Genomic DNA, 21,265 nt, shown 5'->3' on the forward strand with positions numbered 1-21,265 from the left:
TGCGATGAGCAGATTGTTGCGAACCGGGCTGAATGCGGGCGACAACGCGCCCATGGCCGTCGTCGGCGGCGAGGGCGTTTACTTTCATTTGTCGGACGGCCGCAAGCTGATCGACGGCAGCAACACCGGCGGTGGTCTCGGCCATCGCCATCCCGCGATGGTGGAGGCGATCCGCCGCGCGGCCGATACGCCGGTCGTGAACGAGGGCTGGACCTGGGTCGGCCGCGAACAGGCCGCGGACGATCTAATGGCCACCGCATTCAAAGGCGAAGACGACTGGGTCGGCGCGGTGCGCTTCTGCATCAGCGGCAGCGAGGCCAACGACATGGCGCTATCGCTCTGCCAGGCGCTGACGCAGCGCTCTGCGCTGGCGACGCGCGAGCGCGCCTATCACGGCATCACCGGCCTCTCCCGCGCCATGACGGTGCAGCCGCAATGGCACGGCGGCCTCGCGGTGCACGCGGGCGGCTCAAAACTGCCGGCGCCGATGGCACCGGTGCGGGTCCTCCCGGCGCCGGATGGCGCGATCTATGGCGCACCGGCCAACAACACCCCGCCGAGCGAATATCTGGCAGACGCCACGCGCCTGCTCTCGGACACGGCCGCGACGATCATCGACTACACCCAGGGTGGCATCTATTACGACGGCGCCTATCAGGACGAGGTTGCGAAGTGCGCGCGGGAGGCTGGCTCGTACTGGATTGCGGACGAGGTCGTCACCGGCGCAGGCCGCGCAGGACGCTGGTTCGCGTTCCAGGGCGCCCAAAGCTGCCCCGATATCGTGACGCTCGGAAAATCGCTCGGCGGCGGTGCGGCGGCGGTCGCGGCCGTCGTGGTGTCGAAAGACATCGTCGAGCGGCTCAAGGGCACGAGCTGGCAGAATTACGGCACGCTGCGCGGTCACCCGATCAGCATGGCCGCCGTCAGCGCCTATCTGAAGGTCGTCAGCGAAGAGAAAATCCTGGAGCGCGTAGCGAGCCTGGAAAAGCTGTTCACCCGCCGCCTGCTCGCGATCGCGCAAAAGCATCCGAGCGTGCAGCGCGTGGCGGGGCAGGGGCTGCACTGGACGGTGGAGCTGCACGGTCCGGATTGGCGCAGCTGGCATGCCGACACCACCGAGGTCCCGATCGCCTCGCGTGTCGCAGAGCGGGCGCTGGAGGCCGGTGCGGTGATCGGCACCAGCGGTGAGCAGACCTCGCTGTTCCTGGCGCCGCCGCTGGTCATCTCCGAGCATGAGGCCGAATTGCTTCTGGATGCGCTCGACCACGGCCTCGATATCGCAGACGAGGAGCACGGGTGAACGCAGACCCCGCGACACCTCATCGCTCGCCGGCCTGGCCGGCGAACGAGCCCTGGCATCTAGCGATGCCGGAGGGGACGCTGTACGACGCGCTGGCACGGGCCGCACGAGATCGTCCCTCGCATCCGGCGACGGTGTTTTACGGCGCGAGCCTGAGCTATGCCGAGCTGCGCGAGCGCGTCGATGTCATTGCTGGCTTTCTGCAACGAGCTTGCGGCGTGAAGCGCGGCGACCGCGTTATCATCGCGCTGCAGAATTCGCCGCAATATGTCATCGCCTACTACGCGGTGATGCGGGCGGACGCCGTGATCGTGCCGGTCAATCCGATGAATAAGACGGCTGAGATCGATTATCTCGCCGCCGACAGCGGCGCCAAGGTCGCGATCATCGGAAGCGAGCTCAACGACATATTTGCGCCGCTCGCGGGCGAAGCTATCACTCATACGATCGTCGCGCAGTATCGCGACGAGATCCCTGACGCGACGCCCTACACGTTGCCGTCCTGCGTGACTGAAGCGCCGTCGGAGGTGCCGCCATCGCCTGGCTGGCACGCCTGGTCATCTGCGATCGCGCAAGGCTTGCAGCCACGCGCAATGTCTGCGGGGCCGGACGATCTCATGATCCTGCCCTACACGTCGGGGACAACAGGCAAGCCCAAGGCCTGCATGCATACCCATCGCAGCGCGCTGTTCACGGCCGTCCTGCAAGCGCGCTGGTATGGAATGGGCGCCGATGACGTGATGACCGGCTTCATGCCGCTGTTTCACGTCGCGGGCATGCAGGGCTCGATGAATGCCGCGGTGGTGACGGGTGCGACGCTGCTGTTGATGGCGCGCTGGGACAAGGATCTGCTGCCGGATCTGTTCGAGACCTACGGCGTCACGTTCTGGAACGCCGCGCCGACCATGATCGTCGACGTGCTCGCAAGCGTCCGGTTCCGCGACCGGTGTTTTGCGAAATTGAGAGTGCTGACCGGCGGCGGCGCGGCAATGCCGACCGCGGTGGCCGAACGGCTCAAAGGCCGCTTCGGCCTCGATTTCGTCGAGGGTTACGGCATGACCGAGACGATGTCACCGACCCATCTCAATCCGATGGCGGCCCCGAAGCGCCAGTGCCTCGGCATTGCCGTGCACGAGACCGATGCGAGGGTCGTCGATCCCGAAAGCCTGATCGAGCTCGACGACAATGTCGTCGGCGAGATCGTCGTGCACGGACCGCAGGTGCTGCAAGGCTACTGGAACAGACCGCAGGCCAATGCTGAGTCCTTCATCGAGCTCTCGGGAAAGCGGTTCCTCCGCACCGGCGATCTCGGCTATCGCGATGCCGACGGCTATTTCTTCGCGGTCGACCGCCTGAAGCGGATGATCAATGTCAGCGGCTTCAAGGTGTGGCCGGCCGAGGTGGAGGCCGCGATGTACCAGAACCGCGCCATCCGGGAATGCTGCATCGTCTCGGCCCCCGACGACTACCGCGGCGAGACCGTCAAGGCGCTGGTGGTGCTGGACGAAGCCGCGCGCGCGACGATTTCGGCGGACGACATCGTCGGTTGGGCTCGCGGCGCGATGGCAAGCTACAAGGCGCCGCGCGCCGTCGTCTTCGTCGAGCAGCTGCCGCGCACCGCCAGCAACAAGATCAACTGGCGGCTTCTGCAGGATGCCGAATGGGGGCGGACGGCATGAAATCTGCTTGGCTGGAAAAACGGCGCAAGACCGCGTTATGCTGCGCGCGCCGGCACGCCCCTCAAGCTACGATCCCCAGCCTCACCAGGAAATCAGGAACTCGCTGATGCGTATCGTCACCGTTGCCGCCGCCCAGATGGGCCCGATCCAGAAGGCCGACAGCCGCGAGGCCGTGATCAAGCGCATGATCGCGCTGATGGACGAGGCCAAGGCGAAGGGCGCCGACCTGATCGTCTATCCGGAACTGGCGCTGACCACGTTCTTCCCGCGCTGGTATTCGGAGGACCGCGCAGAGGCCGATATCTGGTTCGAGCGCGAGATGCCGAATGCGGCGACGAAGCCGCTGTTCGAGCGTGCGGCGCAGCATCAGATGGCGATGAACTTCGGCTATGCCGAGCTGACGCCGGACGGGCATCACTTCAACACCGCTGTTCTCACCGACAAGTCCGGCAAGATCGTCGGAAAATATCGCAAGGTCCATCTGCCGGGCCATGTCGAATACGATACCAAGCGTTCGCACCAGCATCTCGAGAAGCGCTATTTCGAGCCGGGCGATCTCGGCTTCAACGTCTGGCGCGAGTTGGGCGGCATCATCGGCATGGCCATCTGCAACGACCGGCGCTGGCCCGAGACCTATCGCGTCATGGGCCTGCAGGGCGTCGAGATGGTGCTGATCGGCTACAACACGCCGTCGGTGAATGCCGAGAAGAGCGAGGAGGGCGTCGAGAAGCGGCTGTTTCACAACCGTCTCTCGGTGCAGGCCGGCGCCTATCAGAACGCGACCTGGGTGGTCGCGGTGGCCAAGGCGGGTGTCGAGGACGGCCATCCGCTGTTCGGCGGCAGCCTGATCGTCGATCCCGATGGCGAGATCGTCGCCGAGGCCAAGACGGAGGGCGACGAGGTCCTGGTTCACGCTTGCGACCTCGATGCCACGACGTTCGGCAAGTCCACGATCTTCAATTTTGCCCAGCACCGCCGCATCGAGCATTACGGCCTGATCACCAGCCAGACCGGCGCGGTGCCGCCGCCGGAGAAGTGACGCCGATGGCAGGCAACAGCACATCCGGCATTTCCTTAGCCGAGCTCGATCCGCGCGACCGCTACAAGCTGCTGTGCGGCGTGGTCGTGCCGCGGCCGATCGCGCTGGTGACGACGCTCGACCAGAACGGAGCGGTGAACGCCGCGCCGTTCAGCTTTTTCAACGTGTTCTCCGAAAGCCCCGCGCTGATCGTGCTCGGACTCCAGCACAAGCCGGATCACAGCCCGAAGGACACCACCCGCAACATCCATCGCGACGGCGAGTTCGTGGTTCACATGGTGGACGAGGCGCTGTCTGCCGCGATGAATGATTGCGCGGTCGATTTTCCCTCTGGCGACAGCGAGGTCGCGGCGACCGGGCTGGTCACAGTTCCCTCAGTCGATGTGAAGGTTCCGCGCCTTGCCGCAGCGCCGTTCGCGCTCGAATGCCGGCGCCATGTGGTGCTGACCTTCTCGCCCGATCGCGAGCTGTTGGTCGGCGAGGTGCTCAGGGTCCACGCCCGCGCGGGTCTTGTCGACGAGGCGAACATGTATGTCGATCTCGATGCCTACCGGCCGATCGGTCGCATGTTCGGAAATCTCTACACGACGCAGCGCGACACGTTTGCGCTTGCGCGCGAGAGCCATGCGCAATGGCTCGCGCGCCAGGACGCCAAAGAGCTGAAGGACGCCTAGTGAGCCGAGAACTGCACCGTACCCAGCGCCATGGTGACGGCCGCCTGTGTCGGGTCGATCACGGCAATGCCAAGCGCGTCTTCCAGCGGACGGCGATGGCGCGCCATGCCGGCGCAGCCCATCACAATGGCGCGGGCGCCGTCCTCGTCGCGCAGCGCGCGGCCGATTTCGATCATCTTCGCCAGCGTGCCTTCACCCGACGCGGTTTCGGCAACGCTCATGTTGAGCGGCCGCTCGCCGGCGAGGCGCTCGGTCAATCCCATCTGCCGGAGATAGCGCATGTGACGCGGAATCGAGCGCTGGGCGATCGCGATGACGCCGAAGGTTTCGGCGCGGGCCAGCGCCGTCAGCACTCCGCACTCGGCGATACCGAACACCGGCCGATCAGTGCCTTCGCGGCAGACCTGAAGCCCGGGATCGCTGTAGCAGGCGATGACGAAGGCGGCCGAGCTGTTGTCGCCTTCGACCAGCCGGCGCAGCGGCATCGCAACGCCGTCGACGTCGGCCTGGCTTTCAATGCCGAACGGGCCGTCGGCCAGCGACTGGCAGACCAGTTCCGGCCCACCCTCGAAACCGAGCGGCTTGAGCGCCTCCTCCAGCCCTTGCGTGACCGCAGGGTTGGAGTTCGGATTGATGACGAGAATGCGCGGCCGGGGCATGATGGTCTTTCCACGAAATTGCGATCACGTGCCGTAAGCCTATCACGGAGTGCCTCATGACTGAACCCACCTATGACCTGATCATCCGCGGCGGCCGCGTCGCCACCACAACCGATGTGTTCGAGGCCGATGTCGCCGTCTCCGGCGAGACCATCGCAGCGATCGGCCGGGGGCTCCCGGCGGCGAAACGCGAGATCGACGCGCGCGGCAAGCTGGTGCTGCCCGGCGGCGTCGACAGCCACGCCCATATCGAGCAGTTGTCCGCGGCCGGCATCATGAATGCCGACACCTTCGAGAGCGCGACCGTCTCTGCCGCCTTCGGCGGCACCACCACGGTGATCCCGTTCGCGGCCCAGCATGTCGGCATGAAGCTGCCGCAGGTGGTCGAGGATTATCACGCGCTGGCCAAGAAGGGCGCCGTGATCGACTACGCCTTTCACATGATCATCGCTGACGCGACCAAAGAGACGGTCGAGGAGCACATTCCGGCGCTGGTGAAGCAGGGCCATGGCTCGATCAAGATCTTCATGACCTATGACCGGCTCAAGGTCGACGACGAGCCGCTGCTCGACATCCTGCTCGCCGCGCGCCAGTCCGGCGCGATGTTGTGCGCCCATGCCGAAAATCACGGCATCATCGCCTGGATGGTGAAGCGCCTGCTTGCGCGCGGCTACACCATGCCGAAATATCACGCCGTCAGCCACGCCCGCGTCTCGGAGGCGGAAGCCTTCACCCGGTTGATCGGCATGGCGGCGCTGATCGACCAGCCGATCATGATCTTCCATGTGTCCACGGCCGAAGGCGCCAAGGTCATCCGCGACTCGCGCGGGCAGGGGTTGAAGGTCTTCGCCGAGACCTGTCCGCAATATCTGTTCCTCACGGCAAACGATCTCGACAAGCCGGGCGCCGAGGGCGCGAAGTGGATGTGCAGCCCGCCGCCGCGCACGCATTCCGACCAGGAAGCGCTGTGGCAGGCGCTGTCGCTCGGCGATCTCCAGACCATCTCGTCCGATCATGCGCCGTATCGCTACGACGAGACCGGCAAGCTGCGCGCCGGCCCCAATCCGAACTTCAAGCAGGTCGCGAACGGCCTGCCCGGGCTGGAACTGCGGCTGCCGCTGCTGTTCGACGCGATGGTGTCGAAGGGGCGGCTCGGCCTTGAAAAGTTCGTGGAATTGACCTCGACGGCGCCGGCCAAGATCTACAATCTGCATCCGCGCAAGGGCTCGATCGCGATCGGCGCCGATGCCGATATCGCGATCTGGGACCCCAACCGCGAGACCGTGATCGCCGACGAGATGATGCACGACCTCGCCGGCTACACGCCGTTCGCGGGCCGCAAGCTGAAGGGCTGGCCGGTTAGCGTTCTCTCGCGCGGGCGGGTGATCATCGACGGCAACAAGTGTCTCGTGTCCGCCGGCAGCGGGAAATTCCTGGCGCGGAGCGGCGGCGAGGCGGCAAAGCCGACGGGGCGGCTCGTCGCCGACATGGATCCCGAGCGGAATTTTGGAGCAAAACTGCTGTGACGGTGGATCGCGCGCGATGAAGATCGTCATCTTCGGCGGCACCGGCTTTGTCGGCCTCAATCTGGCGGAGGTGCTGCTCGCGCGCGGCCATGACGTCACCCTGTATGACCGCGCAGAGTTGCCGCCATCTGCGCGGCGATCTCTTGCTGACTACGGCGCACGGCTCACCGCCGTGCAGGGCGATATCACCGACGCACGCGCCATCGACGGCCTCATTGCCGGCGGCTGCGATGCGATCGTGCTCGGTGCTGCCATCACGGCGGGTGACGAGCTCGAGCGAGCGTCAACCGCGCGCGTTCTCGAAATCAACGTGATGGCGCAGATCCCGATCCTGCTCTCTGCGATACGTCATCGCGTTCGCCGTGTCGTCAATCTCTCGTCGGCGTCGGCCTATGGCACATCCGGTGGGCGGGTCGACATGCTGGACGAGGAGACGCCCTGCGATCCCGTCTCGTTCTATGCGATCAGCAAGTTCACCTCGGAGCGCTCGGTCGCCCGCCATGCCGAGCTCTTCGGCGGCGATTTCCTGAGCGTGCGGTTGACTGCGGTGTTCGGGCCGTGGGAGCGCCCCGGTTCAGTGCGCGATACACCGAGCCTCCAGTATCAGATCCTGGCCGCGTTCGCTCGCGGTGAGCCGGCGATCATGCCGGAGCCGGGTATGCGAGACTGGACCTACGCGCCGGACGCGGCCGAAGCTGTCGCAATTTTGGTCGAAGCCGAGCGCCCTCGTCATCGGCTGTACAACATTTCGAACGGCGGGGCGTGGCCTGCATTGAAATGGGGCGAGGCGTTCGCGGCGTTGCACCCCGGCCTGGAGTGCCGGCTCGCGGCGCCTGGAGAGAAAACGGTCATCAAGCTGCACGGGCCAGCGCGAGCGCCGCTGTCGGTGACGCGGATGGTGGACGAATTCGGCTGGCGCGCGCGGTTCGGCTGTGCCCAGTCCGCCGCGGCGATGAGCGCCTGGTTGACCCGGCACAAGGAGTGGATCTGAGATGCGGCTGCAGGGGCGCACGGCCATCATCACCGGAGCAGGGTCGGGCATCGGTCGCGCCAGCGCTAGGTTGTTTGCGGAGGAAGGGGCGCATCTCGCCCTCGTCGATCGCGATGCCGCGGGCCTTCAGGAGACGTTGAGCCTGGTCGGAGAGGCGACGACGCATGTCGGCGATGTCGGCGATGCCGGTTTCGCCGAGGGCGTTGTCAGCGATGTCGTGGCGCGGCTCGGCCGTCTCGATATCCTCATGACCGCGGCGGGCTTCTCCTGCGGCGGGACCGTGCTGACGACGAGCCCGGAAGACTGGGACGCAGTGTTCCGCGCCAATGTCGGCGGCACCTGGCTGTGGGCGCGGGCGGCGGTGCCGCAGATGCAGCGGCAGAAGGGCGGCTCGATCATCACGCTGGCATCGCAGCTTGCGATCGCCGGCGGCAAGGGCAACAGTGCCTATATCGCAGCCAAGGGCGCGATCGTCAGCCTGACGCGGACCATGGCGGTGGATTTCGCGACCGACGGCATCCGCGTCAACGCGATTGCGCCCGGCGCGATCGACACGCCGATGCTTCGCCGCAGCTTTGCCCGGCACGCCAATTCGGACGAGGTGCGCGAAGCCTCGCGCAATCGCCACGCCATGAGGCGGTTCGGTCAGGCGGAAGAAATCGCGCAGACCGCGCTGCATCTGGCCAGCGATGCGTCCTCCTTCACGACCGGCACGGTGATGGTGGTCGACGGAGGTTGGCTCGCGGCATGAGTGAGGCCTTGACCGAGCTTGAAGCCGACGTTCGCGCCGATCTTGCCAGGATCGCGCATCCCGGCGCCGCGTGGCTCGAGCCGAAGACGGGACCGGACGGCAAGCCCGCGCTCGACGTGCTGATCGTCGGCGCCGGCCAATCAGGCATTGCCATCGGCTTCGGCCTGATGCGCTCGCGCGTCAGCAACATCCTGCTGCTCGACAAGGTCGAGGAGGGGAAGGAAGGCCCGTGGCTCACCTATGCCCGCATGCCGACGCTGCGCAGCCCGAAGGACTATACGGGACCTGATCTCGATATCCCGAGCCTGACCTATCAGTCCTGGCACGAGGCCCGCTTCGGCAAGGAAAGCTGGCAGGCGCTGAACCTGATCCAGAGAGAGCATTGGGCCGACTATCTGCTCTGGCTGCGACGCACGATCGGTCTACCCGTGCGCAACGGCCGCGAGCTTCTGGAGATCGCGCCTGCGTCCGACGGTCTGCTCGCCGCGCGCGTGAGGCGCGCCGATGGCGTCGAGACGCTCTATGCCCGCAAGATCGTGCTGGCGACGGGGCAGGAGGGAATGGGCGACTGGGTCATTCCGGAGCCGCTTCGTCAGTTGCCGGCGAGTTCGGTCGCGACCGTTGCCGATGACATCGACTTCGAAAACCTGCGCGGCAAGCGTGTCGCCGTGATCGGCGCGGGCGCGTCCGCCTTTGACAATGCGGCGACCGCGCTGGAGGCGGGCGCGGCCGAAGTCCATCTGCTCTGCCGCCGCGCACAGATCCAGGTAATCCAGCCCTATCGCTGGCTCACCTTTCGCGGCTTCCTGCGCCATCTCAGCGATCTCGATGATGCCTGGCGCTGGCGCTTCATGCGCAAGATCCTCGAGATGCGCGAAGGCTTTCCGCAACCGACCTACGATCGCTGCGCGCGTCACGCCAATTTCTCATTGCATGAAGGCGCGCCGGTCGAGGGCACCAGGCGGACCGATGGCGGTGTCGAATTGCACACGCCACGCGGCACGGTCACGGCTGATTTCGTCATCTGCGGTACCGGCATCGACATGAACTTTGCCGGCCGCGGCGAGCTGCGCCGCTTTGCCGGCAATATCGCGACCTGGGCCGATCGCTACCAGCCGCCTGCGAGCGAGCACAACGCGCGGCTCGGTCGCTTTCCCTATCTCGCCGGCGATTACGCCTTCACCGAGCGTATGCCGGGCGAGACGCCGTGGATCTCCGACATCCATCTGTTCGCCATCGCCTCCACCATGAGCTTTGGTCCGTCGGGATCGTCGATCAACGCGATGACGACGGCCGTTCCCAAGCTGGTCGATGGCCTGACGCGCGGCCTGTTTCGCGCCGATGTTGAACGTCACTGGGCTTCGCTCAGCGCCTATGACGTGCCGCAGGCCGTGGTTGCGCGGCCCGCGCGAACAATGGAGGAATCGCGATGATCATCCATGCACCGCCGAGACGAAGCGCCTCTGCGGAATTGGCGCGCAACTTGCTTCTTTCTTGACCTGCCTTGCTGGCGTTCTTGCCGAAATTTTGGGGAAAACGAATGCGTTTTGTGTCTTTCAGGCCCGCGGCCTCAGTCCTCGCCACCACTGCGCTGTTGCTCATTGCCACCGCGCCTTCGCAGGCACAGACCAGGGCGGAGACGTTGCGCTATGTCACCGGCTCGGCCGTCAATACGCTCGATCCCAACATCCCCGGATCGACGCGCGAATCCTTCGCGCTGAGCATGAGCACCTATGATCGGCTGGTGGCGTTCGGCCGCAAGCAGCTCAACGGCAAATGGGTGTTCGACCTCGACACGATCACCGGCGAGCTCGCCGAATCCTACGACGTCAGCCCCGATGGCTTGAAGCTGACCTTCCGCCTGCGCAAGGATGCCAAGTTCCAGGATGGTTCGCCCGTCACGGCGGAGGACGTGAAATGGTCGCTCGATCGCTGCGTCACCGCGCCGATCCTCGGCAAGGCCCAGCTGCTGACGGGATCATTGACGTCGGCCGACCAGTTCAAAGTGATCGATCCCCTCACCATCGAGGTGACGCTGCCAAAGCCCGACAAGCTCGCGCTGCCCAATCTCGCGACCGTCTATCCCATGATCATCAACTCGAAGATGGCAAAGGAGCACGCGACGGCGGATGATCCCTGGGCCACCGCATGGCTGAAGGAGCACACCGCCGGCAGTGGCGCCTATGTGGTCGAGACCTTCAAGCCGGGCGAGCAGGTCATCATCAAACGGGATGAGGCCTGGAATCGCGGCTCGGCCAACAAGCCCGCGTTCTTCAAGCGTGTGATCATTCAGTCGGTGCCGGAGCCGGCCACCCGCGCCAATCTCGTCGAGCGCGGCGATGCCGACCTCGTCGTCGATCTCCAGGCCAGCGACGTGCAGTCGCTCGAGGCCAAGGGCAAGCTCAAGGTGGTCTCGACCCCGCAGTACAATGCGATCACCTATGTCTCGATGAACAACCAGATGCCGCCCTTCGACAACGTCAATGTCCGCCGCGCCGTCGCTTACGCGCTGCCCTATGACGACATGTTCAAAGCCGCTCTGTTCGGCCGCGGCGCGCCGCTGTTCGGCGCGAGCTGGCCGGACGGCAAGCCGCTGAACGGCATCTATCCGTTCCAGCAGCCGGTGAAGCTCGACCTCGACAAGGCCAGGGAATATCTCAAGGCGGCGGGGCTCCCCGAGGGTTTCTCGACCACCTTCAGCTTCAACGTCGGCCAGTCCTCGACCGCGGAGCCGATGGCCGCACTGGTGAAGGAGTCACTCGGCAAGATCGGGATCAAGGTCGACATCCAGAAACTGCCGGACGCGCAGATGTCGACGCAGATCAACGAGAAGAAGCTTCCCTTCTATACCGAGGGCATCGTAGCGTGGTTGCCGTCGACCGATTACTTCTACCGCAACTTCTACACCGGCAATCAGCGCTGGAATTACAGCTCGATCAACAACCCGGATCTTGCCGCAATCGCGCAGGACGCGCGCTTCGAGCCGGATAAGGCCAAGTATGAGGACGCCGGTCGCAAGCTCAACGCGATGCATGTCGACCTGATGCCGCAGATCATGCTGTGGCAGCCGAACCAGGATGCGGTGATGGCGTCGTCGGTCGAAGGGTACACCTACGAGTTCCACCGCCAGGTCGACTATCGCGACGTCAGCCGCAAGTGACATCGGACAACGAGAGGAGCTCTCAGAGGTGACGACCGGACTTGGCGCAACCATGGTGCGGGCGGGCAGGCGGCTGTTGTCGTCGCTGCCGGCGTTGTTCGGTGTGCTGGTCTTCACCTTTCTCCTGATGCGCGTGCTGCCCGGCGACCCCGCGGTGTTCTTCGCCTCGGGGCCCAATGCCGGCAAGGAGGAGATCGAGCAGATCCGCAAGCAGATGGGGCTCGACAGGTCGGTGCCGGAGCAACTCGTATTCTATCTCTCCGACATCGGCCACGGCAATCTCGGCCGTTCCATGATGACGGGGCAGCCGGTGCTGAAGGACCTGCGCGAACGGCTGCCGGCCTCGCTGGAGCTCACCTTCACGGCGCTCCTGATCGCGCTGATCGCTGCGGTGCCGCTTGGCGTGGTCGCGGCCTTGAAGCCCGGCTCGATCGTCGATCACGGCGTGCGGCTGTTCTGCGCGCTCGGCGTCTGCGTGCCGACGTTCGTCTCGGGCCTGCTGCTGATCTATGTCTTCTACTACCTGCTCGGGCTGGCGCCTGATCCGACCGGGCGGATCGACGTCTTTACTTCGCTGCCGCCGCAGCGGACCGGTTTCCTGTCGATCGATTTCCTGCTGACTGGAGATGTCGAGGGCTGGTGGGCGGCCTGCAAGCAGTTGATCCTGCCGGCGGTGAGCATGGCCCTGTTCGTGATCGCGCCGCTGGCGCGCATCACGCGCGCCTCGATGCTGGTCTCGCTCGGCAGCGATTTCGTGCGCACCGCGCGCTCGGTCGGATTGTCCTGGCGCAAGGTGGTCGTCACTTATGCGCTGCGGAACGCGATCCTGCCCGTCATCACCATCGCCGGCATCGTGTTCTCGACCATGCTGGGCGCCAATGTCCTGGTGGAGAAAGTCTTCTCCTGGCCGGGCGTCGCTTCCTACGCGCTCGATGCGCTCCTATCCTCCGACTATGCGCCGGTGCAGGGGTTCGTGCTGCTGATGGCCAGCCTGTTCGTGCTGGTCAATCTCGTGGTCGACATCTGCTACGGCATCGCCGATCCCAGGGTGTCGATCGAATGACCAGCGCAACTCTCCGCCATTCGGTCTGGATTCTGCGCGGCAATCCGCTCACCGCCGTTGCCGCGGCCGGCGTTGCGCTGTTCGTCCTGATTGCGATCTTCGGGTCGTGGATAGTGCCCTATGATCCCGTGGTCTCCAATGTCTCGGAGGCTCTTTTGCCGCCGAGCGCGGCGCATCTCGCCGGCACCGACCAGCTCGGACGCGACGTCTTCAGCCGCCTCATCATCGCCGCGCGCCTCGATCTTGCCATTGCCGTCTCCGCGGTCGGCATCTCCTTCGTGATCGGCGCCGTCGTCGGTGCGTTCTGCGGCTATGCCGGCGGCAAGCTCGATCGCGGTGTCGGCCGCTTCGTCGATGTGATGATGGCCTTTCCGCTGTTCGTGCTGGCGATGGCGATGGTCGCCGCCCTGGGCAACCGGATCGAGAACATCGTGATCGCGACCGCGATCATCAATCTTCCGTTCTACATCCGCTTCGCGCGCGCCGAGGTCAATGTCCGCCGCAATGTCGGCTGGGTGGAGGCCGCGCGCGCCTGCGGTGAGAGCCATTTCTCGGTGGTGCTGCGCTTCCTGCTGCCGAACATTCTGCCGGCAATGGCGGTGCAGATCTCGCTCAATCTCGGCTGGGCCATTCTCAATGCCGCCGGCCTGTCCTTCATCGGTCTCGGCGTCAAGCCGCCGACGCCCGAATGGGGCATCATGGTCGCTGAAGGGGCGCGCTTCATCTCGACCGGGCGATGGTGGCTGGTGGCCTTTCCTGGCCTTGCGCTGATGATGGCCGTGCTGTGCTTCAATCTCCTCGGCGACGGGATGCGGGACATTCTCGATCCGCGGATGCGCACATGAGCGAGGAGCTCCTAGGGATCAACGACCTCCACGTCTCGTTCTCGACGCGGCGCGGCTTGGTCGAGGCCGTGCGCGGCGTGACGCTCACGGTCGGGAAGGGCGAGATGCTCGGCCTCGTCGGCGAGAGCGGCTCGGGCAAGTCGGTCACCGGCTTCGCGACGACGCGGCTGCTCGATGCGGCCGGGCGCGTCACCGGCGGCAAGATCCTGTTTCGCGGGCAGGACGTCACAAAACTCAGGGGCGATGACCTCCGTCAGCTCCAGGGAGCCGCGATGTCGATGATCTTCCAGAATCCGCGCGCGGCGCTCAATCCGATCCGCGCGATCGGCCTGCAGATCGCGGATGCGATCCTCACGCATAAGAAGATATCGAAGGACGCCGCGCGCGCCGAGGCGCTCGATCTGCTGCGCGCGGTCCAGATCCGCGACCCCGAGACGCGGATGAACGCCTATCCGCACGAGCTGTCCGGCGGCATGTGCCAGCGCGTGATGATCGCGATTGCCATCTCGTGCAATCCTGCGCTGCTGATCGCCGACGAGCCGACCACCGGCCTCGACGTCACGACCCAGAAGGTGGTGATGGATCTGCTCGCAGATATTGCCGCCGCGCGCGGCATGGCGACGATCCTGATCACGCACGATCTCGGCCTCGCCGCGCGCTATTGCCGCCGCATCGCCGTGATGGAGCGCGGCCGCATCGTCGAGGAAGCGAGCCCCAAAAAGCTCTTCAGCACACCGCAGCACGCCTATACCCGCCGCCTCGTTGCGGCATCGCCGACCGCGACGTCGCGGATCGAGGACCTCGTGACGGAGGAGGAGCGGGAGCGGCACGCTACGATCGTCAGCAAGCCGAGGCAACAGCTCCCGCACGGGACGCCGCCGCTCCTCGAGGTGCGCAAGCTCGCCAAGCGTTTTGACCAGGGCTCCGCGGCGGTCGCGGATTTCTCGATGACGATGGCCGGCGGCGAGAGCGTCGGGCTCGTCGGCGAGTCCGGCTCCGGCAAGAGCACGACGTCGCGGATGATCTGCCGCCTGATCGACCCGAGCGAAGGCGATATCGTGTTCGACGGGCAGTCGATCGGCCACGTCGCCTCACGCGACTTCCACCGTTCGCCCTTGCGCAAAGACATCCAGATGGTCTTCCAGGACCCGAACGAGAGCCTCAACCCGCGTTTCACGGCGTTCGACTGCATCGCCCATCCCCTGATGCGGCTCGACGGCATGCGTGCGGGCGATGCGCTGCGCAAGCGTGTGGAAGAGTGCGCGGAGCGGGTGGGATTGCCGCTCGATCTGCTGCCGCGCTTTCCGCACCAGCTCTCCGGCGGCCAGAAGGCCCGCGTCGGCATTGCCCGCGCCATCGCTTGCCGGCCGCGGCTGCTGGTGCTGGACGAGCCGACCGCCGCGCTCGACGTCTCGGTGCAGGCGGTGGTGCTACAACTGCTCGACCGCTTGCGACGCGAGAATGACATCGCGCTGCTGTTCGTCAGCCACGATCTGAATGTCGTGCGCATGCTCTGCGACCGCACCATCGTGCTGCGCAACGGCGGCATCGTGGAGCAGGGGGAGAGTCGGGCGCTGTTCGACAATCCGAAAACCGACTACACGCGCAAGCTGGTCGAGGCGATTCCGCATATCGAGACCGGACCGGCGCTGGCGGCCGCGCTTTGAAGCCTGAACCGGTCGAAATCCCGATGAGATCCCGCTGGCGAAGGCCCGGCTAGTGGCATACCATTTGCACGCCAACGGGTTCTGGTTTCACCTGCCTTTGGCCAACGATGGCCGGCATCACGGCACAACTGGGAGGATTTCATGGATCGCAGGACCGTATTGAAGGGACTGGCCGGCGCGGGCGGTCTGGCATTGTCGGGTGGCCTCTCGGCGCCGGCGATCGCACAAGGCGCCTCTGCGCGCACCCTGCGCTTCGTGCCGCAAGCCAACCTCGCCAATTTCGATCCCATCTGGGGCACGCAATATGTTGTGCGTAACGCGGCGGCGCTGGTCTGGGACACGCTCTACGGCGTCGATGCCAAGCTCCAGCCGCAGCGTCAGATGGTCGAGTCCGAGGAGACAACCGACGACGGCAAGACCTGGACGTTCAAGCTGCGCCCGGGTCTCAAATTCCACGATGGCGAGCCGGTGCTCAGCAAGGACGTCGTCGCCAGCCTGACGCGCTGGGCCGCACGCGATCCGATGGGCCTGATGATCCTGGCGATCCAGCAGGAACTAACCCCGGTCGACGATCGCACCTTCAAATGGGTGCTGAAGCAGCCTTTCCCGAAGATGCTGTACGCGCTGGCCAAGAACAACGCACCGTGCTCGTTCATCATGCCTGAGCGCATCGCCAAGACCGATCCATTCAAGCAGATCAACGAATATGTCGGCTCGGGTCCGATGAAGTTCGCCAAGAGCGAATGGGTGCCCGGCGCCAAGTCGGTGTTCGAGAAGTTCACCGACTACGTGCCGCGACAGGAGAAGGCGTCGTGGCTTGCCGGCGGCAAGAACATCCTGGTCGATCGCGTCGAGTGGCTGGTGATGCCGGATCCGGCCACCGCTGCCGCCGCCTTGCAGAACGGTGAGGTCGACTGGTGGGAGAACCCGATCTCCGATCTCGTGCCCGTGCTGAAGAAGAACAAGAACATCAGCGTCGATATCGGCGATCCCCTCGGCAATATCGGCTCCTTCCGCATGAACCATCTGCACCCACCCTTCAACAACGTGAAGGCACGGCGCGCGGTGCTGATGGCGTTGAGCCAGGAAGACTATATGCGTGCACTGGTCGGCGACGACGATACGTTGTGGAAGCCGCTGCCCGGCTTCTTTACGCCGGACACGCCGCTCTACACCGAGTTGGGCGGCGAGATCCTGAAAGGAAAGCGCGATTTCGATGCGGCCAAGAAGCTGCTCACCGAGAGCGGCTATTCCGGCCAGCCGGTCACATGCGTGGTCGCGCAGGACCAGTCGATCACGAAGGCGCAGGGCGACGTCACCGCGGATCTGCTCAAGAAGCTTGGCATGAATGTCGATTTCGTCGCGACCGATTGGGGCACGGTGGGCGCGCGCCGCGCGATGAAGACACCGCCGGGGCAGGGCGGCTGGAATATGTTCCACAGCTGGCACGCCGGCGCCGATTGCATCAATCCGGCCGCCTACACCGCCATCCGCGCCAATGGCGACAAGGCCTGGTTCGGCTGGCCCAACAGCCCGAATACCGAGAAGGAAATCACGGCCTGGTTCGACGCCAAGAATCTCGAGGAGGAGAAGGCCGCGATCGGGCAGGTCAACAAGGCGGCGCTCGAGGATGTCGTCTACGCGCCGACCGGCTTCTTCCTGACCTACACGGCATGGCGCAAGAACGTCTCCGGCATCACCAAGGGGCCGCTGCCGTTCTTCTGGAACGTGTCGAAATCCGCATGATGGTACGCTGAAGCCAGATGCTCTCTTACATCCTCCGTCGCATCGTCTCGACCTTGCCGGTGATGGCAATCGTCGCGCTGTTCGTGTTCAGCCTGCTCTATATCGCGCCGGGTGATCCCGCCGTGGTGATCGCGGGCGATCAGGCGAGCCCGGAGGATGTGGAGCGCATTCGCCAGGGCCTCGGCCTCGACCGTCCCTTCCTGATCCAGTTCGGAAGCTGGGTCTGGCGCATCCTGCACGGCGATCTCGGCACCTCGATCTTCACCAACCTTCCGGTCTCCGCGATGATCGGACAGCGTCTCGGACCGACGCTGTCGCTGATGACCGTTACGTTGCTGCTCACGATAGTGGTCGCCGTGCCGCTCGGCGTGGTGGCGGCATGGAAGGCCGGCAGCTTCATCGACCGCGCCATCATGGCGTTCGCCGTGTTCGGCTTCTCGCTGCCCGTGTTCGTCGTCGGCTATGTCCTTGCCTACATCTTCGCGCTGGAGCTCGAATGGCTTCCGGTGCAGGGCTACACGCCGCTCACGGAGGGCTTCTGGCCGTGGCTGCAAAACCTGATCCTGCCCTCGATCGCGCTCGGCTGCGTCTACATCGCGCTGATCGCGCGCATCACGCGCGCCACGATGCTTGAAGTCTTGCAGCAGGACTATATCCGCACCGCGCGCGCCAAGGGCCTCGGGCAGGGCGGTATCCTCTTCGTTCACGCGCTGAAGAATGCAGCGGTCCCGATCGTGACCGTGATCGGAATCGGCATTGCGCTCCTGATCGGCGGTGCGGTCGTCACGGAAAGCGTGTTCGCGATTCCCGGCCTCGGCCGGCTCACGATCGACGCGATCCTGCGGCGCGACTATCCCGTCATCCAGGGCATCGTGCTTCTGTTCAGCTTCGTCTACGTCCTCGTCAATCTGATGATCGACGTCGTCTATACGCTCGTTGACCCGAGGATCCGCTATTGACCGATACGACCGTCAATCCGCAAGCGCTGCCGGCCGGCTTCGTTCTCGCGCCGCAACTGCCTGAAATCCTGCGGCCGGTCACGATCCGGCGCGGCTTCATCGGCCTCTTGCGCGACCATCCCACCGTCGCGATCGGCGGTGCGCTGCTGCTGACGCTGGTTCTGATCGCGATCTTCGCGCCCTATCTCGGGACGGTCGATCCGACAGCACTTGCGCCCGCCAAACGCACGCGGGGGCCGTCGGCCGCTTTCTGGTTCGGCACCGACGTGCTCGGCCGCGACATCTATTCGCGCGTGCTCTTTGGCGCGCGGGTCTCGCTCACGGTCGGCCTGTCGGTTGCGATCCTCGCATCCGCGGCGGGCCTCGCCATCGGCATCGTCTCCGGCTTCATCCGCTGGGCGGATGGCATCTTGATGCGCTTCATGGACGGCCTGATGTCGATCCCGCCGATCCTGCTCGCAATCGCGCTGATGGCACTGACGCGCGGCAGCGTCGGCAACGTCATCCTGGCCATCACCATCGCCGAGATCCCGCGGGTTTCCCGTCTTGTCCGTAGTGTGGTGCTGTCGCTGCGCGAGCAGCCCTATGTGGACGCCGCGGTCGCCTGCGGCACGCGCACGCCGATGATCATCCTGCGCCACATCCTGCCCAACACTCTGGCGCCGATGCTGGTTCAGGCGACTTACATCTGCGCCAGCGCCATGATCACGGAGGCGATTCTGTCCTTCATCGGGGCGGGCACGCCGCCGACCATTCCGTCCTGGGGCAACATTATGGCCGAGGGGCGCGCGCTGTGGCAGGTCAAGCCCTATATCGTGTTCTTCCCGGCGGCGTTCCTCTCCGTCACCGTGCTCGCCGTGAACCTGCTCGGCGACGGCCTTCGCGATGCGCTCGATCCGCGCATGGCCAAGAGCCTCTGATGTCGAGAGGTTGATCGCGATGGCTTTGCTCGAAGTCGAGAACCTCCAGACCCACTTTCGCACGCCCGGCGGCATCAACCGCGCGGTCGACGGCGTGTCCTTTCATGTCAACGAAGGCGAGACGCTCGCCATCGTCGGCGAATCCGGCTGCGGCAAGTCGGTGACCTCGATGTCGCTGATGCGGCTGATTCCGGAGCCGCCGGGCAGGATCGCGGGTGCCGTTCGTTTTGCGGGCAGGGACCTGCTGCAACTGTCCGATCGCGAGATGCGCGCGATCCGCGGCAACGACATCTCGATGATCTTTCAGGAGCCGATGACGAGCCTCAACCCGGTTCTGACGGTCGGCCGCCAGATCCGCGAGACGCTGATGATCCATCAGGGCCTGGACAAACAGGCCGCCGAGGCGCATGCGATCGAGATGCTGACGCTGGTCGGCATTCCCGAGCCGAAGCGGCGCGTGCGGGAATATCCGCACCAGCTCTCCGGCGGCATGCGCCAGCGCGTGATGATCGCGATCGCGCTGGCCTGCAATCCGAAGCTCCTGATCGCGGACGAGCCGACCACCGCGCTCGACGTGACCATCCAGGCACAGATCCTGAAGCTGATGCTCGATCTCAAGCGCCGGGTCGGTGCGGCGATCATCCTGATCACCCACGATCTTGGCGTCGTCGCCGAGATCGCCGAGCGCGTCATGGTGATGTATGCCGGCCGCAAGGTCGAGGAGGCGCCCGTGGCCGAGCTGTTCCGCTCGCCCCGTCATCCCTATACGCAAGGCCTGCTCGGCGCAGTGCCGCGGCTCGGCTCCTCGCTAACAGGCACCGCGAGGCGGCTGGCCGAAATCCCGGGGCAGGTGCCTGATCTGCGCAAGCCCATCATCGGCTGCGTCTTCGCAGGCCGCTGCGCGCTCGCAACCGATCTCTGCCGCCAATATGCGCCGGGGCTCGAAGAGAAGGCGCCTCGTCACGTCGCCGCCTGCCACTACGCCGCCAAGGGGGCCATCGCGGCATGAGCCCTCCGTTGCTCCAGGTCAACGACCTCAAGAAGCACTTTCCGGTCAACAAGGGGCTGTTCGGCCGCAAGTCCGAATGGGTCTATGCGGTTGACGGCGTGTCCTTCGAGATCGCGAAGGGCGAGACGCTGTCGCTGGTCGGCGAGTCCGGTTGCGGCAAGTCGACGGTCGGCCGCGCCATCCTGCGGCTGTTCGACATCACCGCGGGCCAGGTGATCCTCGACGGCCAGCGCATCGACGACGCCCACCCGAGCACGATGCGCCAGATGCGCCGCCGCGTGCAGGTGGTGTTCCAGGATCCGTTCTCGAGCCTCAATCCGCGTATGCGCGTGCGCGACATCCTGGCCGAGCCGATCCGCAATTTCGGCCTCGCCAAGTCGGCAGCCGATCTCGAAACGCGCGTGACGGCGCTGATGGACACCGTGCGGCTGCCACGCGAGGCGCTCAATCGCCGGCCGCACGAATTCTCCGGCGGCCAGCGCCAGCGCATCGGTATCGCGCGGGCGCTCGCAGCCGAGCCCGAGCTGATCGTCTGCGACGAGGCGGTCTCCGCGCTCGACGTCTCGGTCAAGGCGCAGATCGTCAATCTCTTGCAGGACCTCCAGCGTGAGTTCGGCCTGGCGCTGCTGTTCATCAGCCATGACCTCGCCATCGTCGAGCACATGACCCATCGTGTCGCGGTGATGTATCTCGGCAAGATCGTCGAGGTGGCGCCGCGCCGCGAGATCTTTGCGGCGCCAAGACACCCCTACACCAAGGCGTTGCTCTCGGCGGTGCCGCTGCCCGAGCCCGGCGCCCAGCGCAATCCCATCATCCTCAAGGGGGATGTGCCGAGCCCGATCAATCCTCCGAAGGGGTGTCGTTTCCACACCCGTTGCCCCTACGTCTTCGATCGCTGCCGGACGGAGGAGCCGACGCTGCGTTCGACCGGCCCCGAGCAATGGGTGGCCTGTCACCTCGAAGAGGCGCCGTAGCCTCCTTCAACCCTGGCGGCGCAGGAAGCCCGTGATCGTGACCTTCTCCCAAATGCCGGCGGCGGCAAAGGGATCGGCGCGGTTGAAGGCTTCGACCTCGGCGCGGCCGGGCGCCTCGATCAGGAACAGGCTGCCGATCATGTTCGCGCCGTCGTCGGAGATGAGCGGCCCCGACATCACGATCTTGACGCCGAAGCGCGATGTGTCGCTCAGGAAGGCCTTGTGGGCGTCGTAATTGGCGAGCCGGGTCGGCAGCGCGCCGGTACGGTCGAGGGCGTGAATGGCGAACAGCATGGTGGTCTC

19 protein-coding genes are annotated in these 21,265 nt (G+C 65.4%); 17 read left to right on the top strand and 2 right to left on the bottom strand.

What is annotated here, in order from left to right:
• Nucleotides 1-4 precede the first annotated feature (4 nt).
• The 4 genes from ACKWRH_RS15060 (at nucleotide 5) to ACKWRH_RS15075 (ending at nucleotide 4,692) form a co-directional block, all read left to right on the top strand.
• Complete coding sequence (locus ACKWRH_RS15060) at nucleotides 5-1,300, top strand: aminotransferase class III-fold pyridoxal phosphate-dependent enzyme (RefSeq protein WP_445221185.1); 1,296 nt, start codon at nucleotides 5-7, stop codon at nucleotides 1,298-1,300.
• Nucleotides 1,297-2,979 (top strand): long-chain-fatty-acid--CoA ligase, encoded by a 1,683-nt coding sequence (locus ACKWRH_RS15065; protein WP_445221186.1) that lies wholly within the window; start codon nucleotides 1,297-1,299, stop codon nucleotides 2,977-2,979. Before ACKWRH_RS15060 ends, ACKWRH_RS15065 begins: the two co-directional genes overlap by 4 nt.
• A 106-nt stretch (nucleotides 2,980-3,085) precedes the next feature.
• Nucleotides 3,086-4,018 carry an N-carbamoyl-D-amino-acid hydrolase gene (locus tag ACKWRH_RS15070; RefSeq protein WP_445221187.1) on the top strand — a complete coding sequence of 311 codons (933 nt, stop codon included), beginning with the start codon at nucleotides 3,086-3,088 and terminating at the stop codon, nucleotides 4,016-4,018.
• Nucleotides 4,019-4,023: 5 nt separating this feature from the next.
• A complete protein-coding gene (locus tag ACKWRH_RS15075; RefSeq protein ID WP_445221188.1) occupies nucleotides 4,024-4,692 on the top strand; it encodes a flavin reductase family protein in 669 nt (222 codons plus the stop codon).
• Here the strand turns inward: ACKWRH_RS15075 and ACKWRH_RS15080 are convergent.
• A complete protein-coding gene (locus tag ACKWRH_RS15080; protein WP_445221189.1) occupies nucleotides 4,689-5,351 on the bottom strand; it encodes an aspartate/glutamate racemase family protein in 663 nt (220 codons plus the stop codon). The genes ACKWRH_RS15075 and ACKWRH_RS15080 overlap by 4 nt on opposite strands.
• A 56-nt stretch (nucleotides 5,352-5,407) precedes the next feature.
• On the opposite strand from ACKWRH_RS15080, the gene hydA reads away from it, so the two are divergent.
• From hydA to ACKWRH_RS15145, 13 genes are all read left to right on the top strand, one after another.
• Nucleotides 5,408-6,877, top strand: coding sequence for a dihydropyrimidinase (hydA, locus tag ACKWRH_RS15085; protein WP_445221190.1), 1,470 nt, complete (start codon nucleotides 5,408-5,410; stop codon nucleotides 6,875-6,877).
• Nucleotides 6,878-6,893: 16 nt separating this feature from the next.
• Nucleotides 6,894-7,868 (top strand): NAD-dependent epimerase/dehydratase family protein, encoded by a 975-nt coding sequence (locus ACKWRH_RS15090; protein WP_445221191.1) that lies wholly within the window; start codon nucleotides 6,894-6,896, stop codon nucleotides 7,866-7,868.
• Between the two features lies 1 nt (nucleotide 7,869).
• Nucleotides 7,870-8,619, top strand: coding sequence for an SDR family oxidoreductase (locus ACKWRH_RS15095; protein WP_445221192.1), 750 nt, complete (start codon nucleotides 7,870-7,872; stop codon nucleotides 8,617-8,619).
• Entirely contained in the window at nucleotides 8,616-10,052 is a 1,437-nt protein-coding gene (locus ACKWRH_RS15100) for an NAD(P)-binding domain-containing protein (RefSeq protein ID WP_445221193.1), read from the top strand. Before ACKWRH_RS15095 ends, ACKWRH_RS15100 begins: the two co-directional genes overlap by 4 nt.
• Before the next feature lie 107 nt (nucleotides 10,053-10,159).
• Nucleotides 10,160-11,779 carry an ABC transporter substrate-binding protein gene (locus tag ACKWRH_RS15105; protein WP_445221194.1) on the top strand — a complete coding sequence of 540 codons (1,620 nt, stop codon included), beginning with the start codon at nucleotides 10,160-10,162 and terminating at the stop codon, nucleotides 11,777-11,779.
• 28 nt (nucleotides 11,780-11,807) lie between these two features.
• Complete coding sequence (locus ACKWRH_RS15110; RefSeq protein WP_445221195.1) at nucleotides 11,808-12,842, top strand: ABC transporter permease; 1,035 nt, start codon at nucleotides 11,808-11,810, stop codon at nucleotides 12,840-12,842.
• Nucleotides 12,839-13,687 (top strand): ABC transporter permease, encoded by an 849-nt coding sequence (locus tag ACKWRH_RS15115; RefSeq protein WP_445221196.1) that lies wholly within the window; start codon nucleotides 12,839-12,841, stop codon nucleotides 13,685-13,687. Before ACKWRH_RS15110 ends, ACKWRH_RS15115 begins: the two co-directional genes overlap by 4 nt.
• Nucleotides 13,684-15,354 carry a nickel ABC transporter ATP-binding protein NikE gene (nikE, locus tag ACKWRH_RS15120; protein ID WP_445221197.1) on the top strand — a complete coding sequence of 557 codons (1,671 nt, stop codon included), beginning with the start codon at nucleotides 13,684-13,686 and terminating at the stop codon, nucleotides 15,352-15,354. The genes ACKWRH_RS15115 and nikE overlap by 4 nt, the downstream gene beginning before the upstream one ends.
• 141 nt (nucleotides 15,355-15,495) lie before the next feature.
• The gene (locus ACKWRH_RS15125) at nucleotides 15,496-17,100 is read left to right on the top strand and encodes an ABC transporter substrate-binding protein (RefSeq protein WP_445221198.1); all 1,605 of its coding nucleotides are present in this window, start codon (nucleotides 15,496-15,498) and stop codon (nucleotides 17,098-17,100) included.
• 17 nt (nucleotides 17,101-17,117) lie between these two features.
• A complete protein-coding gene (locus ACKWRH_RS15130; protein WP_028148437.1) occupies nucleotides 17,118-18,059 on the top strand; it encodes an ABC transporter permease in 942 nt (313 codons plus the stop codon).
• Nucleotides 18,056-18,979, top strand: coding sequence for an ABC transporter permease (locus ACKWRH_RS15135; RefSeq protein ID WP_445221199.1), 924 nt, complete (start codon nucleotides 18,056-18,058; stop codon nucleotides 18,977-18,979). The genes ACKWRH_RS15130 and ACKWRH_RS15135 overlap by 4 nt, the downstream gene beginning before the upstream one ends.
• Nucleotides 18,980-18,998: 19 nt before the next feature.
• On the top strand, nucleotides 18,999-19,988 hold the full coding sequence (locus ACKWRH_RS15140) for an ABC transporter ATP-binding protein (protein WP_028148435.1): 990 nt from the start codon (nucleotides 18,999-19,001) through the stop codon (nucleotides 19,986-19,988).
• Nucleotides 19,985-20,962: an ABC transporter ATP-binding protein gene (locus ACKWRH_RS15145; protein WP_445221200.1), complete on the top strand. Its 978-nt coding sequence runs from the start codon at nucleotides 19,985-19,987 to the stop codon at nucleotides 20,960-20,962. Before ACKWRH_RS15140 ends, ACKWRH_RS15145 begins: the two co-directional genes overlap by 4 nt.
• A gap of 6 nt (nucleotides 20,963-20,968) precedes the next feature.
• Here ACKWRH_RS15145 and ACKWRH_RS15150 read toward each other — a convergent pair whose 3' ends face one another.
• A complete protein-coding gene (locus ACKWRH_RS15150) occupies nucleotides 20,969-21,256 on the bottom strand; it encodes a YciI family protein (RefSeq protein ID WP_445221201.1) in 288 nt (95 codons plus the stop codon).
• Nucleotides 21,257-21,265: the final 9 nt, after the last annotated feature.

It is taken from the genome of Bradyrhizobium sp. Pa8 (assembly GCF_052588265.1).

What these genes read in the sequence shown, in the direction of transcription:
- ACKWRH_RS15140 (WP_028148435.1), top strand. Translation starts at nt 18,999, where the DNA reads ATGGCTTTGCTCGAAGTCGAGAACCTCCAGACCCACTTTCGCACGCCC.
- ACKWRH_RS15125 (WP_445221198.1), top strand. Translation starts at nt 15,496, where the DNA reads ATGGATCGCAGGACCGTATTGAAGGGACTGGCCGGCGCGGGCGGTCTG.
- ACKWRH_RS15105 (WP_445221194.1), top strand. Translation starts at nt 10,160, where the DNA reads ATGCGTTTTGTGTCTTTCAGGCCCGCGGCCTCAGTCCTCGCCACCACT.
- ACKWRH_RS15070 (WP_445221187.1), top strand. Translation starts at nt 3,086, where the DNA reads ATGCGTATCGTCACCGTTGCCGCCGCCCAGATGGGCCCGATCCAGAAG.
- ACKWRH_RS15080 (WP_445221189.1), bottom strand. Translation starts at nt 5,351, where the DNA reads ATGCCCCGGCCGCGCATTCTCGTCATCAATCCGAACTCCAACCCTGCG.
- ACKWRH_RS15090 (WP_445221191.1), top strand. Translation starts at nt 6,894, where the DNA reads ATGAAGATCGTCATCTTCGGCGGCACCGGCTTTGTCGGCCTCAATCTG.
- ACKWRH_RS15130 (WP_028148437.1), top strand. Translation starts at nt 17,118, where the DNA reads ATGCTCTCTTACATCCTCCGTCGCATCGTCTCGACCTTGCCGGTGATG.
- ACKWRH_RS15145 (WP_445221200.1), top strand. Translation starts at nt 19,985, where the DNA reads ATGAGCCCTCCGTTGCTCCAGGTCAACGACCTCAAGAAGCACTTTCCG.
- ACKWRH_RS15100 (WP_445221193.1), top strand. Translation starts at nt 8,616, where the DNA reads ATGAGTGAGGCCTTGACCGAGCTTGAAGCCGACGTTCGCGCCGATCTT.
- nikE (WP_445221197.1), top strand. Translation starts at nt 13,684, where the DNA reads ATGAGCGAGGAGCTCCTAGGGATCAACGACCTCCACGTCTCGTTCTCG.
- hydA (WP_445221190.1), top strand. Translation starts at nt 5,408, where the DNA reads ATGACTGAACCCACCTATGACCTGATCATCCGCGGCGGCCGCGTCGCC.
- ACKWRH_RS15150 (WP_445221201.1), bottom strand. Translation starts at nt 21,256, where the DNA reads ATGCTGTTCGCCATTCACGCCCTCGACCGTACCGGCGCGCTGCCGACC.
- ACKWRH_RS15115 (WP_445221196.1), top strand. Translation starts at nt 12,839, where the DNA reads ATGACCAGCGCAACTCTCCGCCATTCGGTCTGGATTCTGCGCGGCAAT.
- ACKWRH_RS15060 (WP_445221185.1), top strand. Translation starts at nt 5, where the DNA reads ATGAGCAGATTGTTGCGAACCGGGCTGAATGCGGGCGACAACGCGCCC.
- ACKWRH_RS15095 (WP_445221192.1), top strand. Translation starts at nt 7,870, where the DNA reads ATGCGGCTGCAGGGGCGCACGGCCATCATCACCGGAGCAGGGTCGGGC.
- ACKWRH_RS15075 (WP_445221188.1), top strand. Translation starts at nt 4,024, where the DNA reads ATGGCAGGCAACAGCACATCCGGCATTTCCTTAGCCGAGCTCGATCCG.